This window comes from Phenylobacterium sp. (assembly GCF_044358365.1).
Taxonomy (GTDB): Bacteria; Pseudomonadota; Alphaproteobacteria; order Caulobacterales; family Caulobacteraceae; genus Phenylobacterium.
On sequence record NZ_JBIKNZ010000076.1, the window covers coordinates 1 to 15,863 of the forward strand.

Annotated in this window: 16 protein-coding genes; 6 read left to right on the top strand and 10 right to left on the bottom strand. The window is 65.2% G+C overall.

The window, feature by feature from the left end:
• Positions 1-153: 153 nt before the first annotated feature.
• Positions 154-789 (top strand): glutathione S-transferase family protein, encoded by a 636-nt coding sequence (locus ACIQ3B_RS15675; RefSeq protein WP_397404191.1) that lies wholly within the window; start codon positions 154-156, stop codon positions 787-789.
• Here the strand turns inward: ACIQ3B_RS15675 and ACIQ3B_RS15680 are convergent.
• The 4 genes from ACIQ3B_RS15680 to ACIQ3B_RS15695 all read right to left on the bottom strand — a co-directional run bounded on the left by ACIQ3B_RS15680 (position 734) and on the right by ACIQ3B_RS15695 (position 3,188).
• A complete protein-coding gene (locus ACIQ3B_RS15680) occupies positions 734-1,768 on the bottom strand; it encodes an MsnO8 family LLM class oxidoreductase (protein ID WP_397404193.1) in 1,035 nt (344 codons plus the stop codon). The two genes, ACIQ3B_RS15675 and ACIQ3B_RS15680, sit on opposite strands and share 56 nt — an antisense overlap.
• A 3-nt stretch (positions 1,769-1,771) precedes the next feature.
• A complete protein-coding gene (locus ACIQ3B_RS15685; protein WP_397404195.1) occupies positions 1,772-2,131 on the bottom strand; it encodes a GFA family protein in 360 nt (119 codons plus the stop codon).
• Positions 2,132-2,243: 112 nt separating this feature from the next.
• Entirely contained in the window at positions 2,244-2,669 is a 426-nt protein-coding gene (locus tag ACIQ3B_RS15690; protein WP_397404197.1) for a DUF2147 domain-containing protein, read from the bottom strand.
• A gap of 57 nt (positions 2,670-2,726) precedes the next feature.
• Positions 2,727-3,188 carry a PaaI family thioesterase gene (locus ACIQ3B_RS15695; protein ID WP_397404199.1) on the bottom strand — a complete coding sequence of 154 codons (462 nt, stop codon included), beginning with the start codon at positions 3,186-3,188 and terminating at the stop codon, positions 2,727-2,729.
• An 89-nt stretch (positions 3,189-3,277) separates the two neighbouring features.
• Here ACIQ3B_RS15695 and ACIQ3B_RS15700 point away from each other — a divergent pair, with 89 nt between their 5' ends.
• The 5 genes from ACIQ3B_RS15700 (at position 3,278) to ACIQ3B_RS15720 (ending at position 6,470) form a co-directional block, all read left to right on the top strand.
• Positions 3,278-3,568, top strand: a complete 291-nt coding sequence (locus ACIQ3B_RS15700) for a hypothetical protein (RefSeq protein ID WP_397404201.1) — start codon at positions 3,278-3,280, stop codon at positions 3,566-3,568.
• Positions 3,569-3,578: 10 nt separating this feature from the next.
• Complete coding sequence (locus tag ACIQ3B_RS15705) at positions 3,579-4,727, top strand: acyl-CoA dehydrogenase family protein (protein ID WP_397404203.1); 1,149 nt, start codon at positions 3,579-3,581, stop codon at positions 4,725-4,727.
• Entirely contained in the window at positions 4,727-4,972 is a 246-nt protein-coding gene (locus tag ACIQ3B_RS15710; protein ID WP_397404205.1) for a DUF3253 domain-containing protein, read from the top strand. Before ACIQ3B_RS15705 ends, ACIQ3B_RS15710 begins: the two co-directional genes overlap by 1 nt.
• A 7-nt stretch (positions 4,973-4,979) precedes the next feature.
• Entirely contained in the window at positions 4,980-6,008 is a 1,029-nt protein-coding gene (locus ACIQ3B_RS15715; protein WP_397404207.1) for an alpha/beta fold hydrolase, read from the top strand.
• Positions 6,009-6,122: 114 nt separating this feature from the next.
• Complete coding sequence (locus ACIQ3B_RS15720; protein WP_397404220.1) at positions 6,123-6,470, top strand: GFA family protein; 348 nt, start codon at positions 6,123-6,125, stop codon at positions 6,468-6,470.
• A 236-nt stretch (positions 6,471-6,706) separates the two neighbouring features.
• Here ACIQ3B_RS15720 and ACIQ3B_RS15725 read toward each other — a convergent pair whose 3' ends face one another.
• The 6 genes from ACIQ3B_RS15725 to ACIQ3B_RS15750 form a co-directional block, all read right to left on the bottom strand.
• The gene (locus ACIQ3B_RS15725; protein ID WP_397404208.1) at positions 6,707-8,002 is read right to left on the bottom strand and encodes an ammonium transporter; all 1,296 of its coding nucleotides are present in this window, start codon (positions 8,000-8,002) and stop codon (positions 6,707-6,709) included.
• A gap of 190 nt (positions 8,003-8,192) precedes the next feature.
• Positions 8,193-8,765, bottom strand: a complete 573-nt coding sequence (locus ACIQ3B_RS15730; RefSeq protein WP_397404210.1) for a GNAT family N-acetyltransferase — start codon at positions 8,763-8,765, stop codon at positions 8,193-8,195.
• A 282-nt stretch (positions 8,766-9,047) separates the two neighbouring features.
• Positions 9,048-10,400, bottom strand: a complete 1,353-nt coding sequence (locus ACIQ3B_RS15735) for an MFS transporter (RefSeq protein ID WP_397404212.1) — start codon at positions 10,398-10,400, stop codon at positions 9,048-9,050.
• 128 nt (positions 10,401-10,528) lie between these two features.
• Positions 10,529-11,674 (bottom strand): MFS transporter, encoded by a 1,146-nt coding sequence (locus tag ACIQ3B_RS15740; protein ID WP_397404214.1) that lies wholly within the window; start codon positions 11,672-11,674, stop codon positions 10,529-10,531.
• A gap of 325 nt (positions 11,675-11,999) precedes the next feature.
• The gene (locus ACIQ3B_RS15745; protein ID WP_397404216.1) at positions 12,000-12,608 is read right to left on the bottom strand and encodes a DUF6134 family protein; all 609 of its coding nucleotides are present in this window, start codon (positions 12,606-12,608) and stop codon (positions 12,000-12,002) included.
• Between the two features lie 71 nt (positions 12,609-12,679).
• Positions 12,680-15,637, bottom strand: a complete 2,958-nt coding sequence (locus tag ACIQ3B_RS15750) for an amidohydrolase family protein (RefSeq protein ID WP_397404218.1) — start codon at positions 15,635-15,637, stop codon at positions 12,680-12,682.
• Positions 15,638-15,863 lie beyond the last annotated feature (226 nt).

Consider the following 15,863-nt stretch of genomic DNA (forward strand, 5'->3'; position numbering starts at 1 on the left):
GGCTCAATCCGGCGCATCTGCGCCTGCGACAACCAGATCAAATCACTCATGACGACGCCTCCATGCGCCGCCAGTGAATCAGACCAACCCCGCCTTGGGAATCATTTCAATGGGTCCTGAGCCTAGATTGGGTCCCGAAAAGGAACGCCGCAGATGAAGATCTACGACACGCCGCTCGCCCCCAATCCGCGCCGGGTACGCTGGTTCATGGCCGAGAAGGGCATCCAGGACATCGAGGTCGTGACGCTCAGCCTGATGGATGGCCAACAGCGCGACCCGGCCTATGTGGCCAGGGCAGGACTGCCGCAGGTGCCGATGCTGGAACTGGATGACGGGACATGTATCACCGAGTCGCTGGCCATCTGCCGCTACCTGGAAAGCGTCTATCCCGAGCCAAACCTGTTCGGCCGCAACCCGCAGGAAATGGCGGTGATCGAGATGTGGACCCGCCGGGTCGAAATGATGGTCGCCACGCCCCTGATGGTCGCGGTGCGCCACCTGAACCCGCGCATGGCGGCGCTGGAGGCGCAGGTTCCGGCGATCGGCGAGCACAGTCTGGCCGGCGCACTCTCGGCGTTGAAGTTCCTGGATCGGCGACTGGCGGACGGCGAATGGCTGGCCGCAGGCCGCATAACCATCGCCGATATCGTCGCCTTCGCCGGCGTCGATTTTGGTCGGATGATCAAGCTCCAGGTGCCCGACGCGCTGGTCCATGTGCACCGTTGGGCCGAGGCTATGCGGGCGCGACCTGCGGCGACGGCCGGGATGCCGCCGCATCCTGCGGCCTGAGCAGTTCCAGAGAGCGGATCCGGGCCTGAAGCGACGGCCCGGTGGCCATCACGAAGACCTCGTCGGCTTCGGCGCGCGCGGCCTTGGCGGCCAGGGTTGCGCGAACAGACCCTGCGTCGCCGGCGATGGTGCGCCCCTCGACGTCGGCCAGCAGCGGCGTGCCGGCCCATTCGGCCAGGAAGGACTCGGCGCTATCCACGTCGGTGAAACGCCGGCGGCGCCCGGACAGCATCGCGACATTGCCGGCCCGGCGCATCGCGTCTCCGCGCCATCCAGCCTCCTCGGTCTCCGCCGCAAAAGCCACCATGGCGGTCCCGGCCCAGGGTTCGCTGCGGAACGCCGAGGGCTCGAACGTCCGCCGGTAGGCCGCGATCGCCGGCCCGGCCTCGGTCCGCGCGATGAATTCGGCAAACACCAGTCCCACGCCCATGTTCCCGGCGAACTGGGCGCTCTCTTCCGAGGTGCACAACACGAACACGTCCGGATGTGAGGGTCCCGTCGGATTGGCCTTGATATCGTAGATCGGGTGACCCGGCGGGATCGGGACCTTGCCCGAGGAGTCCAGCAACCAGGCTGTCAGCAGCTGAAAATACTGTGGAAAGGCGTCCGATCCGACCGAGCGCAGCGCGCCGCCGGTGCGGCCATCGGCGCCCAGCGCCCGGCCAAGGCCCAGGTCGATCCGGCCCGGCGCCAGGGCCTCAAGCATCATGAAGTTCTCCGCGACCTTCAGCGGCGAATAGTTGACCAGCATCACGCCGCCGGAGCCCAGACGGATGGTCGAGGTCTGCTGACTGATGGCGGCGATCAGAAGCTCCGGACCTGGCGACCCCAGCCCCGCGATGTTGTGGTGTTCAGCCATCCAGAAACGGTGATAGCCAAAGGCTTCGGCCGCCCTGGCCACCTCGATGGTTTCGCGCACGGCCTGGGCCTGCGTCGCTTCGCCCGTGACCGGCGACAGATCGAGAACCGAAAGCTTCATGTGTCAGTTGTCGTCCAGATAGCGCCAGGTTTCGGCCCCGTCGAACTGGCGGACCCGCACCGCGCTGAGGTCAAGGCCATCGATGAGCCGGGCGTTGACAGCCATCCTGTCGCGCGATCCGTCCAGGCTCTGCCAATGGGTGGTGACGCCGCATGACCGGCAGCGGTGGAAGGCCAGCATGCGATCACCCCAGACATAGGGCTGTGTGCTCTGCGGGGCGGGCAGGGTGACCTCGCTGGGTCTGTAGTAGGCCCACCGCGCGCCCAGTCGGCGGCAAATCGAGCAGTTGCATTCGCTGACCTCGGTAGGCGCCTCGGGCGCCCCAAGCCGCGCGGCCCGGCAATGACAGGCAAATTCGATCATGCGTGTGCTCCTCCCCCTGGCTATTGCTGAGGCTGAAGACCGCCGCTGTCCAGTCAAAGTGTCGGCGAGGTCGGGCGCCGAAGTCCCGGAAAACCCTGGAAAAGCCCGTCCGTCAGGGTTTGTGGGTCGAATGCTGAGCTGTGTCTGTCACGCGTGTCCACACCTGCGACCTGCAGATCAGCCCGCCGACAAGGCAGCCCTTGACCTTGATGGCGTCGTCATTGACGTGCTGTGCGGACCCTTTGAACGTCACCCCCAGGTCCGGCACATAGACCTTGCCCCGGGCCAGTCCGTCATCGCCACGTATGAAGTCCCGCAGCAGCTGTTGACCTACCAGTTCAGCCTTGCCGCCCCGCGCTGCATCCGCTCTGGCCCGCTCCGTCGCCCAGACTACGTCGCCGCAGATCCTGGAACCGCAGGGCCGCAACTTCAGGTGCACGGTGTTCTTCGGATTATGCCATACCCCGTTGAAATCATCGGCGGACCAGCTCGAGGCGGACCCTCCGGCCAGTGAGATAGCTGCTGCGACAGCCCCCATCGCGAATCTTCGACCTTGGGTCATAAGACCTGATAGTGAGAGCATATGACGATCTCTTTACGTCTGGCGCTTTCGCTTCTTCAGCACCGCCGAGAAACTCATGACGGGCTCGTCCTTAGATGTGATCAGGCCGCGCACGAAAACCATGCTGCGGCCGGCTTTCACGACCTCGCCCCGACACTCCACCAGATCGCCGATATGGGCGGTGCCCACGAACTCGCCGTTAAAGGTGGCCGTGACGCTGTGATCGTCATGCAGGACATCGCGCGCGATCACGAATAGGCAGAAATCGGCGAAGGTCATGACGCAGCCGCCATGCAGGAACATGCCGCCGTTCATGTGCTTGTGTTCGGCGCGAAACGCGCACACCGGCCCCCGTTCGTCGATCCGGTAGTAGAAGGGCCCTGCCAGATCCTCGTAGGGATCACCGCCCGGATAGTAGGACCAGCCCGCCCATTCCCCCTCGGTGACCTGAAAGAGCTTGGAGGTATAGCTGTTCTGGGTCTCGCCGCCGTCCATCAATCCTCCATGCCGCGCGCGAAGCGTTTGCTCCGCCAGCGTTCCGTCTCTAGTTTGGACGCGTCGCTTAAGCCTTTCCAGGACCCAAGATGCAAGGCCGGACCGTGATTCTTCTGGCAAGCCTGATGCTGACGGCGTCCCCGGCTGTGGCTGAACCCCCCAAGCCGGAGGCTCCTGCGCCCACGTCCAAGCCTGTTGCGGCCGCTGAGAAACCGGTCGACGAGAACGGCGTGCCGGCCTGGGCCAAGCGAAAGCGAATGCAGCCGGTGCAGTCGTGCGAGACGAAGCCCAATATCGGGGTCGAGACCTGGCGGCAAAAACTGGATTCGTCCGCCCCCCAGCGCCTGAAGCCGCGCACCCCCACCTCAACCTGCCACTAAGGATATCGCCATGGCGCTGGACGCCGAGACCCGTGATCAGCTGATCGACACCGTGCGCCGCTTCGTCAGCGAGCGCCTGCGCCCTCTGGAGGCCAAGGTGGCCGAAGAGGACGCCATGCCGCAGGACGTGGTGGACGAGATGAAGGCCCTGGGCCTGTTCGGGCTTTCGATCCCGGAGAGCTACGGCGGGCTGGATCTCACCATGGAGGAGGAGTGCCTTGTGGTGGTGGAGCTGGGGCGCACCAGCCCGGCGTTCCGCTCGACCTTCGGCACCAATGTCGGCATTGGCTCGCAGGCGCTGGTGATGTTCGGCACCGAGGCTCAGAAGCAGAAATACCTGCCCGGTATTGCATCTGGCGACATCATCACCTCGTTCGCGCTCACGGAACCGGAGGCGGGGTCCGACAGCGCCGCGGTACAGACCCGGGCCATACTTGACGGCGATCACTACGTTCTGAATGGCGCGAAACGCTACATCACCAACGCCAACAAGGCCGACCTGTTTACGGTGATGGCGCGCTCTGATCCTTCCAAACCCGGTGGTGGCGGGGTGTCCGCGTTTCTGGTGGAGCGCAATTTGCCGGGCCTCACCGTCGGCAAGCCCGAGAAGAAGATGGGCCAGCAGGGTGCCCATGTCTGCGATGTTGTCTTCGACAATGTCCGCGTACCCGTCGAAAACCGGATCGGTGCCGAGGGCGAGGGCTTCAAGGTCGCCATGCAGGTGCTGGACAAGGGGCGCCTGCACATCTCGGCATTGTGTGTCGGAGTGGCCGAGCGCCTGATCACCGACTGCGTGGCCTATGCCACCGAGCGCAAGCAATTCGGCCAGCCCTTGAGCGGGTTCCAGTTGGTCCAGGGGATGCTCGCGGATTGCAAGACCGAAGCGCTGGCCGCCAAGGCGCTCACCATGGAGACCGCCCGCAAACGCGACCTGGGCCAGAACGTCACCATGGAGGGCGCGGCGGCCAAGTACTTCGCCTCCGAGATGGTGGGGCGTGTCGCCGACAAGGCCGTGCAGATTTTCGGCGGCGCCGGCTACATCGCCGAGTACGGCATCGAGCGCTTCTACCGCGACGTCCGGATCTTCCGGATCTATGAAGGCACCAGCCAGATCCAGCAGGTGATCATCGCGCGCGAGACCATCAAGCGGGGCGGTTAGTGAGCGAAGTTCTGGAAGCGGCCATCTTCGATCTTCTGAGCAAGGTGCCGTCCGGCAAATCCGTGTCGCCCGAAGACGTGGCGCGAGCCGTCGATCCGGAGAGCTGGCGTCGCACGCTGGGACATGTCCGCGCGGTGGCGCGGGGGCTGGCGCGGCAGGGCCGGCTGGTGATCCTGCGCCACAATAAACCGGCTGATCCCGATGATTTCAAAGGTGTTTACCGTCTCCGGCTGCCGCCGGCCTGACAGGGCGATGACACGTATCGCGCTGGTTCTGTTGCTGCTGCTGACCTCGGCCTGCGCGCCGATGGCCATCCAGCGCGCCAACCAGCCGCCGGCCGGATTCCAGGGGCCGCGCCTTGAGGCCGATGCGGTGATCGCCGCTGACGGCGCGCGGCTGGGTCTCACCACCTGGGCCGCAGCGCAGGAGCCCTGGGCGGTGATCGTCGCCGCCCACGGCATGAACGACTACGCCAACGCCTTCCACATCGCCGGACGCCTGTGGGCCGAGGCCGGTGTGACCACCTATGCCTACGATCAGCGGGGTTTCGGGCGCTCGCCGGGCCGAGGCATCTGGGCGGGTGATGAGCTGATGATCGAGGACCTGCGCACGGTCACCGCCCTGGCCCGGGCGCGGCACCCGAACGCGATCATCGCGGTGGTGGGCGAGAGCATGGGCGGCTCGGTGGCGGCGGCCGCCTTCGCAACCGATCGCCCACCTGCCGCAGATCGTCTGGTGTTGCTGGCGCCAGGCGTCTGGGGCTTCAGGACCCAACCGCTGCCCTACAAGACCGCCCTGTGGTTCGCCGCCCACTTTACGGCCTCGAAGGTCTACACCCCGCCGAAGTTCGTGACGAACCGTGTCAGTCCGACCGACAATATCGAGGAACTGCGCGCCATGGGGCGCGACCGGTTGATGATCTGGGGCGCACGGTCCGACACCCTCTACGGGCTAGTCAAACTGATGAGCCGGGCCGCCCGGCAGGTGGGGGACGATGACCTGCCCACCTTCTATCTCTATGGCGCCAACGACCAGATCATCCCGAAGCGTGCGGCGTACAGGGCCGCGCAAAACCTCAAGACCTCGGACCGGACGGCCTACTATGCGGCTGGATACCACCTACTGACGCGGGACCGGCAGGGGGCGGTGGTGATCGCCGATGTGCTCGCCTTCCTGCGGGACCCGCTCGCGCCGCTGCCCTCGGGCGCGCCTTCGATCCCGACAGCGGCTTCAACGGCCGGTGATCCGAAGGAACCCTCGTCGATGCCCGGATCGTCTTGACATTGCAAGGTATTCGTTCCTTATTTGTTCTTGAACCGAGGTGAGGGCCAGGTCATGAGCATGAGCGGAGGATGCCACTGTGGCGCGGTGCGCTACGAAGTCGTAGGCGAGGCGATGACACATGCCCTTTGTCACTGCAGTGATTGCCGGCGGCACGCCGGGGCCCCGGTGGTGGGGTGGACTATGTACCCTGAAGAGGCGCTTCGGATCACAAAGGGCGCCGTAAAGGTCTATGTGTCGTCCGAACATGGCCGGCGGGAGTTCTGCGCGGATTGCGGGACCGGCCTGTTTTACCGCAATGACGAAAACTTGCCTGGGATCGTGGATATCCAGAGCGCCACCTATGACGATCCGGACGCGATTCCGGCCCAGGTTCACATACAGACCGCCGAGCGTATCGGCTGGATGGCCGACGCCCACTCGCTGCCCGCGTTTGAGCGCTTTCCGCCGATGGATGGGTAGGGGTTGAACCCGGCCGATCCTCGATTCGCCGCCCCGCCGTTCCTCCTCATGAACGGCGATCTTGAGGATGGCGGGGGCGCCAAGGTGCAGGGCGGCGAGCAGTTGGCTCCCGAACCGGGCGGTGAAGCCTGTGCCGTCGGCTGTCAGGTCCAAGCGCATGAGCCAGGGTTCGAACGACGCGGTCAAGGTAGGCGCCTCTTTCTACCCTTGGGTCTATAGCGACCGCAGGTCGCACCTCAGCTTTGATAGGCGCGCTCGCCGTGGGACCCCATGTCGAGCCCGTCCTCTATGGTTTCCGGGCTGGCGCGGAGGCCGATGGTGATCTTGCAAAGCAGCAGGATGGCGAACGAGGCGACGGCCGACCAGGCGCAGACGGCCGCAACGCCCAGGGCCTGCACGCCGAACTGGCGTCCGGCGTCCATGCCCTCCGCATAGCCCGCGCCGCCCAGCAGGGGCGAAGCGAGGAACGCCACCAGCAGGGTTCCCAGGATTCCGCCGACGCCATGAACCGCGAAAACGTCAAGGCTGTCGTCCAGCTTGAAGCGATGCTTGACGATATCGACGGCATGGAAGCACACGAGGCTGGCCAGCGCGCCCAGGATCACCCCGCCAAGCGGGCCGACGAAGCCCGACGCCGGGGTGACGGTGGCGAGGCCCGCGACCACGCCGGTGACCACCCCCACCATGCTGGAGCGTCCGAACCTGAGCTTCTCGATTACGGCCCAGACCAGGCCCGCCGTGGCGGCGGACATGTGGGTGGCGATCAGGGCTCCGCCCGCCGCGCCATCCGCCGCCAGCGCGCTGCCGGCGTTGAACCCGTACCAGCCGACCCAGAGCATGCCGGCGCCCATCATCGTCATGCCAGGGTTGTGGGGCGGGTGGACCGTCTTCGGAAAGCCGTCGCGCGGGCCCAGCATGGCCACAGCCACCAGCGAGGCGACGCCCGCCGTGGCATGGACCACGAGACCGCCCGCGTAGTCCATCACCTTGAGCCCGACGAGCCAGCCGCCGCCCCAGACCCAGTGGCAGACCGGGGAATAGACCAGCAGCAGCCACAGGCCGCTGAACAGCAGCACCGCGCCGAACTTGATCCGCTCGACATAGGCGCCGACGATCAGCGCCGGGGTGATGATTGCAAAGGTCATCTGGAAGGCGAAGAAGACGCTTTCAGGCAAGGCGCCCGTGACGGTGCCGCGCACGTCGGGCAGGCCGAACTTGGCTAGATCGCCGATGATCGGGTTCGAGCCCGAGAAGGCCAGGCTATAGCCGCCGAACAGCCAGAGCACCGATCCCAGGCATGCGATGGCCACGCAATGCATCATCACGGACAGCGCGTTCTTGGAGCGCACGAGACCAGCGTAGAACAGGGCCAGGCCCGGCAATGTCATGAACAGCACAAGGGCGGTTGCGGCGAGGATCCAGGCCGTGTGGCCGGAGTCCGCAACCGGCGCGGCGACCTGTGCGGTGGCCGCCGGGCCCGCACCCAGGGCGATGATGGCCGCAAGGCCTGCGAGCGCGCGTGCACGTTTCATGGCGTCTATCCCCTCCGCCGATGCCACCAACGATTTTACGTCATGTGCCTGTTCATCGGGCAGCGTTTGCATAGCCAGTGTGCAAAATGTCGACCAGAGGGGTTCGGGCGAGCTCCTGAAATGCCTGGAGCCCGCCCGTGTATTCGCCGATTTTATGAGCAAGTGGCGCCGAAATCCTGGGCAATCGTGGTCAGCCCGCTCGCCGCGCCAGCCAGGCCTCCCGGGTCAGACGCCAGACCTGCGCTTCACCCGGGCCGGAGACATACTGTCGAGGTTCGACGTAGGCCCGCTCTGCGCCCTGCTTTTCCTTTATCCTGCCCGATGCCGTGTTGGCTGTTGAGTTGGTCAGGTAGAGCCAGGGATAGGCCAGTGTCCGGAAAGCGTAGTCGGTCACGGCGTCGGCCGCCTCGGTCATCAGTCCCTGGCCATGCAGCAGCGGGTCGAGCCAGAAGCCCCGGCCATCTCGGCGCTCCGGATCAAAGGCCGCAAGGTCGATGCGGCCGCGCAGTTCGTCGGAACCCCTGACCGTGATGGCCCAGTAGAATTTCAGGCCCTTGGCGCGGTCGTCCAGGCATTGCGCCATGTTGGTCGCCGCGCCGTCGTCAGGATAGGGCCAAGGCACAGAAGCATGAAGGTGCTTCACGACCTCCCACTGGGAAAAGATCCGCTGGATGGCAGGGGTGTCGCGCGCCTCAAGCGGGCGCAGGATTAGACGCTCGGTCTCCAGGACTGGCGTCGGTGGCAGGGGTATCTTGTAAGTCATCTCCGGGGTCTTTCCTTGAAGAGCCGGAGGCCGGGGTGCGCCTTCCTCAAACGTATCAAAACCCCGACCGGTCCGGCGGGGTTTGAAGTCTGGAAGGCTAGGCTGCGTTTGCGCGCACAGATCCGTCCAGACGCCCCGCGAGGGTAGCGCCGTTGCAACCGGACGGGTTTGCTGAGCTACGAACCATGGGCGGTGCATAGCACAGTGAGGCGACGACGCCAAACCTGGCACCTCGCCACAACCCGTTCTCCTCCCCCGACGGGTGAGGAAAGAGACGCTGAGCTACGCCTCCAGCCGTTTACGCGGTTCGCCCACGGCGACATACAGGATGACCAGGGCCGCCACCAGGAAGCCGATCGAGGCGCCGAAAACCACGCTGTATCCGTAGAGGTCGGCCACCAGTCCGCCGAGCAGGGGGCCGAGCGTGGCGGTGAGGCTCTCGGCCGTTGCGGAGACGGCGATGCGCATGGGTAGGTCGTCGCGGTCGCCGAACTCCAGGATCATGGTCTGGGCGGCCATATTGTACCCCGCTTGGGAAGCCCCTAGCCCGAAGAACGCCACGAAGATGGCCGGGGTCGAATGGAAGTTCATCAGGACAATGGTGGCGCCGATCCATCCGGCGATGGACAACAGCAGAACCAGACGGAAGCCGGTCTTGTCGCCCATGTAGCCCCAGAGCAGGTTTGAGAGCGTGTCTGCCCCGAGGAAGGCCAGGGAGAGCAGGCCAAGCGTGGCCCCCGTCATCTCGATCTGCTGGCCGACGTAGAGGATGAAGAACGGCGTTGCGATCCGGGCCGACGTAGCCAGCATCTGGACGACGATGAAGTAGCCGTAGGCCTTGTCTTGCCGGATCAGATCCGGGAACTCGCGAAGCCGATCCCGGAAACGGCCCTCGGCGCGCACAGTTGGCGGCTCGGGCTCCTTGAGTAGAAGTTGCAACGCCCACAGGCCCAGGCTGGTCAGCACAAAGGCGAAGACGAAGGTGGTGGAATAGCCATTGCCGAAGATGTTCGGGCCGATGAAGTACTTGCCCGCGACGAACGCCAGGATCGCCGCGATCGCGCCGCCCGTGGCGTTGCGCCAGGCCTGCAGGCGACCGCGACGGCTGAGCGGAATCACCTTGGACATCAGCAGGCTGAACACCACGCGCTGGGCGCCCATGAAGATGCCGAACATCATCATGAAAAACAGCACGGACCAGACCAGCGGATTGACCGGAATGGGGTCGCTCCAGGGCATCGAAACCGCGAATGTCTTGTTGGGAATGAACCAGCCCGAGAGCGCGATGCCAAGGATGGCGAGGCGCCCCATGCTGCCCATCAGGACTGCAGCCGGCATTACCTTCTTGCGATGCTCGATCTTGGTGCCGGCGAAGATGGGCGAGATGATCCCGCCCACCTGCTGCAGCGCCAGGCCCAGGCCCACGATGGTGTTGGAACCGGAAATCTGGAACAGATAGGCGGGCAGGAAGGTAGGCGCATTGACCAACCTGAATCCGGTCATGCCCAACATGCCGTGCAGGTAGTTTCCGAGATAGTTCCGCTTGAGATTGTCCCAGACGAACTTCTCGTAGGCGGCCTCGCGCTCGGCGAGATCACCCTCGGCGGGACTGTCGCTCTCGCTTTTGGCTTCCATACCCTGCCGCCGCTTCGCAGAGGTACCTGCGCGGCGTCCTGTACTGACTCACATTTCGAAGATCCGGTCTGCTGCCGGCGTTCGTGCCTATGCTAAGGGGATTTGGTGCCGGTGCAACGGGGAAGGTGTCAGGTCCACTGTTTGGCGGCGTATCCTCGCCAGACGATCACGAAACTGGCGGCCGCGCCGATCAGTCCCAGCAGGATCGACGCCGAGAGGGGAAGACCTGCGGCCGTCATTGCTGCTGCAGCCAGGCACACGGCGCCGCAGCCGAGATCCCAACCGCCCTCTGTCGCCACATGGAACCGCAAGGGGCAGGGCGAGGCCTTGGCAAGATTGTAGACGGGGGTCATCAAGGCTGGCGCCCAGAGCCCAACGACCAGGGCACCCAGGGCATTGGCCGTGACGGCCAGCCAGGGCAGGTTCATGCTCTCGGCCCGCAGCAACAGCACGCCGATGCTCACCACCGTCGCTATAACCAGAGCTCGCCGACCGTGTCCTGCGTCGATATGGCGGCCAATCAACAGGCTGAACACCGCGCCCATCGCCGCCGCCAGGGCCATCGCGGCACCATAGGCCGTATAGCTCTCGGACAGGGATACGAAGAGGGCGATGGACCAGACATAGTGATAACTTCCGGCAAACATTCCGTCGGCGAACATCAGGCGCGCGCCTGGTCGAGCGGCCCGCCAGGCGCCGGGCGCCTTGCGGGCGACCCTGACGTTGGGGCCGCCAAGAAGCGGGAGCGCCGATAGCGCCTGGAGACATCCGGCCGCGGCAAAGAGGATCACCGGGCCGCCTGTCACTAGCACCCAGCCTCCCACCAGCGGCGCCAGGATGCCGGACAAAGCGCCCATCGCCTCGCGGGCGCCGATCTGACCGCCGCGATGTTCGGCGTCGCCGAGGCTGGCGAAGTAGGCGTGAAAGCAGGTCCAGTAGATGACGCTGCCCGGGGTCGCCACGGCGAACCAGAGGAACAGCATCAGGTCAGGCCCCTTGACCAGGGACAGGATGGGGTAGGCGGCGGCCTCCAGCAGGATGGCGACGATCAGCAGAGGCTTAAGGCCAAATCGTGCCGCCAATGGCGGGACGATCGGGCGCACGACAAAGCGCGCCGCGACCAGGGCCGCCTGGATTACAAGTGTCGCCGGAACAGAGAAGCCGGCGCGTAACAGGAAGGCGAGGATGAAAACCCTGCCCGCGCCCACTGCGATCGCCTGGATGGCGTAGTGAACATTCACGCGATTTATCGCGCTGTTGCCGAAGAAACTCATGGAAGGAGCCTGGAACAGAGACGCAGTTGGAAGCCCTTAGCCGGTCTCCGGCGGTGGGCCTCGGGGGCTAGGCGGGGGAGATCAGGCCCGGAGGCGCTCTGTGCACATGCGGCGAGATAGGCATGGCGGATCGGAAGCCGCAAGCCCGAGTTTGGCCGGTCGGCTCCGAGTGCGTGTTCATTTGGATCGCAGCAAATGGGCCTTGGCGACGAAACTCGCTCTGTTTGACGCGCTGCCGGCTGCCATCTCGGACCAAGGCGGGTTCAATAACGCCGCCTGGGAAACCCACCTCTATGCAGCCCGGAAAGCCTGACAGCGCGCGAATTCAGATCCGCTTGTATTCCATCTTCGAGCCGTCCTCGAGCTTGCCGCGGAGCGCAAGCCAGTTGCCGGAGGCGTCGTAGAAGTCGTCGATCTCGGTTTCGCCACGGATTTGCCAGTGTCCCGGCGCCACCTGGGTGCAGCGAACCTTCAGCAACTTGCCTTCCTGCTGGTTGAAGAGGGGGCGGGTGAAGTTTGCGGCGTTCCAGTGGCTTAGGGGGACGGCGTCTGCTGGTCCGCGCTGGGCGCCCGCAGGTCCGGTGATCTGGACAAAGCCCGGCATGGCGCGGGCCGAGGCCCTCGTGATCTTGCCGTTGCCGTTGGTGGTGGTCTCGACAGTTGTCCATTTGCCGCCGACCCACTTCTCTACGGCGTTGTGCTTGTACTTGTAGACCGGCACCGGCCCGACCTTCACCGTCATGGCGACGTCGGCGGTGATGGTGCGGTTGGCGTCATCACCGCTGAAGGTCATCACGTGTTCGCCCACCTTGGTCCCGTTGCGGAAGACCTGGAAGGCCAGACGCGCTGGCGGAGCGGCCAGGGCAAGACCGGGTGACAGGGCCAGACCGGCGCCGCCCAGGATCAACTCTCGGCGTCCCAACATAAGGCTCATAGCGACTCCACTGGAAATCGGACTTCGGGCGGCACAATAAACCCAAGTCTGTGGCGATCCGGTGGCGAGCGTCAAACTTCCGTCGCGCGGAAGATCCGCCGGCCTGTGGCGTCGATAGCGCAGAAGGGATCAAGGCAGCAGGCCGCGCGACCGGATTCAACGTATCCAGCGTCGTGCCACCAGAGGCCAGGAGCCGGGGCCCGGGCAAAGCTTCGCACCGGCGCGGCGGCCATCGCCGGCATCTTCGCGAAAGGCCCGAGGATCGTCGGGATATCGTAGACTTCGCCGTTCTTGATCACATGCCGGACCGCGGCAGCGTCCTCTATGCGCTGCAGCGGGTTCCCATCGGTCACCACCATGTCCGCCAGCATGCCAGGCGCAATCACACCCAGCGGTTGGTCGAGGAACTCGCCGGCATAGCGGGTGGCGGTGGTGAGCGCCTCGGCCGGGGTCATGCCGTATTTCACCATGGCGCGCAGGTTCATGTGCAGGCTGATGCCATTGAAATCGATGGGTGAGTCGGTGCCGGTGACGACGCGACCACCGCCAGCCAGGATGGCTCGGAGGTGGGCGACATTGGCAGCCAACGACGCCAACGGGACTGAGTTGTCGGCGGCTGCGGCCTGGGTTGTGCGCAACAACAGGCGGGCATACTCCCACGGCGGATATAGGGCCTTGGTCCGGGGATCATCCACCAGCGACCGGTCCACACCGTAAAGCGCCGAAGACGTGAACAGTGTGGGGGTGCGCCGCGCGCCGCTGGCGGCGAACAGGGCGGTGACGTCCTGATAGCTGACGCCGAGTTGGCTCACGGTGCGTGAGTAGCCTGTGCGGCTGGTCGCGCCGATATGCTCCATGCCGTCCAGGCCGAAGGCCAGCGCCGGATAGTGATAATGGCCGGTTACGGGGATCCCCTGGGCGTGCGCCCAGTTGGTGATGTCTCGCTGATCCTGCAGCGGCTGGCGCACGTATGACTTCAGCAGATCGTAGGACAAAGCCTTGGCGCGCGACAACTCCAGGGCCATCTGGCCAGGCTCGGTCACAGGCCGCATGAAGTTGTAGTAGATGCGCGAACCGTCGATCGCCTCTCCGGTGGAGAAATAGCGCGGGCCCATCCGGGCGCCGGCGTCGATGGCCTCGCGGTCTTCCACCATGTGATAGGCCGGTGAGCCGGGTGAACGGCTGGTGGTGACGCCGAGCGACAGCCACAGGCGGCCCTCGCGGTCACCATAGCCATAGCCCTGCATCTGGCGGTGAGCATGCATTTCAACGAGGCCCGGGAGGACCGTGGCGTCGCCGGCGTCAAGAATCCTGGCGTCGCCAACAGCGGTCCCGGCGGTCACGAGATCGGCGATGCGATTGCCGACGACAACGATGTCCACGTCCTGGCGGACCTCCGGGGGCAGGCCCTGCCAGACCCGGGCGGCCCTGATCACGACCCGGCCTTTTGGCCTGGCGTTGGCCCAGGTAATGCCGTGGGAGACCGTGGTGGGCTTGCCACCTTCTGCGCCGATCACCCGCAACGCACCGTTACAGAGATAGAGCAGTCTGCCGCTATCACCGCTCCAGGTAGGGGCGTCGGTGACTTCAGTGTTCAGGGCTTTGGGCGGGGCAGACATCACCCCCTTGGCGTCGACCGGGGCCACCCACAGCCGGCTGGCGAAGACGAAGGCGAGTGATTTGCCGTCGGGCGACCAAACCGGGCCATCGTCGCCGCGCGTCCCCAGCGACTTGTCTGGAAACACCGGCTGATAGGTGGCTGTACCGGAGGCAACATCCACAGTCAGGATCTCGCTCAGCCCCTCACGGAAACGGGCCGAATAGGGCTTGAATGCAGCCAGCGCCAGGGTCTTGCCGTCCGGACTCCAGGTCGGCTTGCCAGGTTCCCAGATGGCGCCGAAGACCTGCCGGACACGGCCGCTCGCCACATCCACGGTGTGCAGGGATCCATTCTGGTCGAGGAAGGCCAGGGTCTTGCCGTCACGAGACCAGGCGGCCGAGAGCGCAGCGTCCTTGTGGCGGGTGAGTTGGCGTTCAGCGCCTGAGACCATGTCGCGCAGCCACAGGTCCAGTGTGCCGCCCCGGTCCGTCGAATAGGCAAGGGTCTTGCCGTCGGGCGACCATGCTGGGTCGCAGACCCAGAAGCCGTCGCTGACAAGGCGGCTGGATTTTCCGCCGATCGTCAAAAGCCAAAGGGCGTTCAGGGCCCGGAAAACGACCTGCTTTCCGTCCGGCGAGAGCGCCGGGCTGCCGATCCCGATCACTGGCTTGCGGGCCGCGCTGTCATAGTCGCGCTGACGCTTGCGATAACTGGGGCGGGCGACCGGAACCGAAAGACTGAAGGGGATGGTCGTGGTGACGCCTGCAGGGGTGCGGCGGCGGATCTGACCGTCAGCGGCGTAGATCAGGTCACCGTTCGGCAACCAGGATGGGCGGAACGGAAAGATGTCCTCACCTTCCGCCAGAACGACGTCCGGGCCCTGCAGGCGGGTCCGGCCATTGGCGACGATATGGCAGGCAACGCCTTTGCCGTCGGGCATGAAGGCGGGATTGCGCAATTCGGACGGACTTCCGCGTTCGGACGAGATTCGGATCGCGATGCCGGTCTCGCGGACACCGTTGTCGTCGACGATCTCGACGCGGGCGCGGTCCACGGCAAAGGCGATGCGGCGGCTGTCCGGCGACCAGGCGGGTTCGCAGGCCTGACCCTTCGCCGTCGCCCAGAGCCGGGTTGCGCCTGAGGCCAGATCGAGGATGTGGATCGCATAGGCGCCGGTTCGATCTGATCCAAAGGCGATGGATTTGCCGTCTGGCGAAAACCTTGGCTCGCGGCAATCAAAGGGACCCCGCGTATGCTGGGTCAGGCCCTTGCCATCTGCGCCGACGGTCCAGACCTGGAACGTGCCGTCGCGATAGGACTGGAAAACCAGGCGCTTGCCGTCAGGAGACCAGTCTGGCTGTGTGCCATCGGTGAGATCATCGGTGAGCCGCTTTGCCACGCCGCCGGCGATCGGCAGGGTCCAGATCACGCCGAACAGATCAAAGGCCAGGGTCTTGCCGTCAGGGGAAGCCGAGACCGCAATATTGGTGCCTTCTGTGATCGTGACGTCCAGCGACGACAGGGCGGTGTCAATGTTGAAGTGCGACGGGCTTTTCGTGGGTGTTGGTGCTGTTGATGAGCTGTTGGAAGACTTCGTTCGGGGTCATGAAGTCGAGGATTTTTCGGGGCCTGTTGTTCAGGCGTTCGGCGATTTC

Coding starts and splice junctions, on each gene's coding strand:
- ACIQ3B_RS15675 (WP_397404191.1), top strand. CDS start 154: ATGAAGATCTACGACACGCCGCTCGCCCCCAATCCGCGCCGGGTACGC.
- ACIQ3B_RS15680 (WP_397404193.1), bottom strand. CDS start 1,768: ATGAAGCTTTCGGTTCTCGATCTGTCGCCGGTCACGGGCGAAGCGACG.
- ACIQ3B_RS15685 (WP_397404195.1), bottom strand. CDS start 2,131: ATGATCGAATTTGCCTGTCATTGCCGGGCCGCGCGGCTTGGGGCGCCC.
- ACIQ3B_RS15690 (WP_397404197.1), bottom strand. CDS start 2,669: ATGGGGGCTGTCGCAGCAGCTATCTCACTGGCCGGAGGGTCCGCCTCG.
- ACIQ3B_RS15695 (WP_397404199.1), bottom strand. CDS start 3,188: ATGGACGGCGGCGAGACCCAGAACAGCTATACCTCCAAGCTCTTTCAG.
- ACIQ3B_RS15700 (WP_397404201.1), top strand. CDS start 3,278: ATGCAAGGCCGGACCGTGATTCTTCTGGCAAGCCTGATGCTGACGGCG.
- ACIQ3B_RS15705 (WP_397404203.1), top strand. CDS start 3,579: ATGGCGCTGGACGCCGAGACCCGTGATCAGCTGATCGACACCGTGCGC.
- ACIQ3B_RS15715 (WP_397404207.1), top strand. CDS start 4,980: ATGACACGTATCGCGCTGGTTCTGTTGCTGCTGCTGACCTCGGCCTGC.
- ACIQ3B_RS15720 (WP_397404220.1), top strand. CDS start 6,123: ATGACACATGCCCTTTGTCACTGCAGTGATTGCCGGCGGCACGCCGGG.
- ACIQ3B_RS15725 (WP_397404208.1), bottom strand. CDS start 8,002: ATGAAACGTGCACGCGCGCTCGCAGGCCTTGCGGCCATCATCGCCCTG.
- ACIQ3B_RS15730 (WP_397404210.1), bottom strand. CDS start 8,765: ATGACTTACAAGATACCCCTGCCACCGACGCCAGTCCTGGAGACCGAG.
- ACIQ3B_RS15735 (WP_397404212.1), bottom strand. CDS start 10,400: ATGGAAGCCAAAAGCGAGAGCGACAGTCCCGCCGAGGGTGATCTCGCC.
- ACIQ3B_RS15740 (WP_397404214.1), bottom strand. CDS start 11,674: ATGAGTTTCTTCGGCAACAGCGCGATAAATCGCGTGAATGTTCACTAC.
- ACIQ3B_RS15745 (WP_397404216.1), bottom strand. CDS start 12,608: ATGAGCCTTATGTTGGGACGCCGAGAGTTGATCCTGGGCGGCGCCGGT.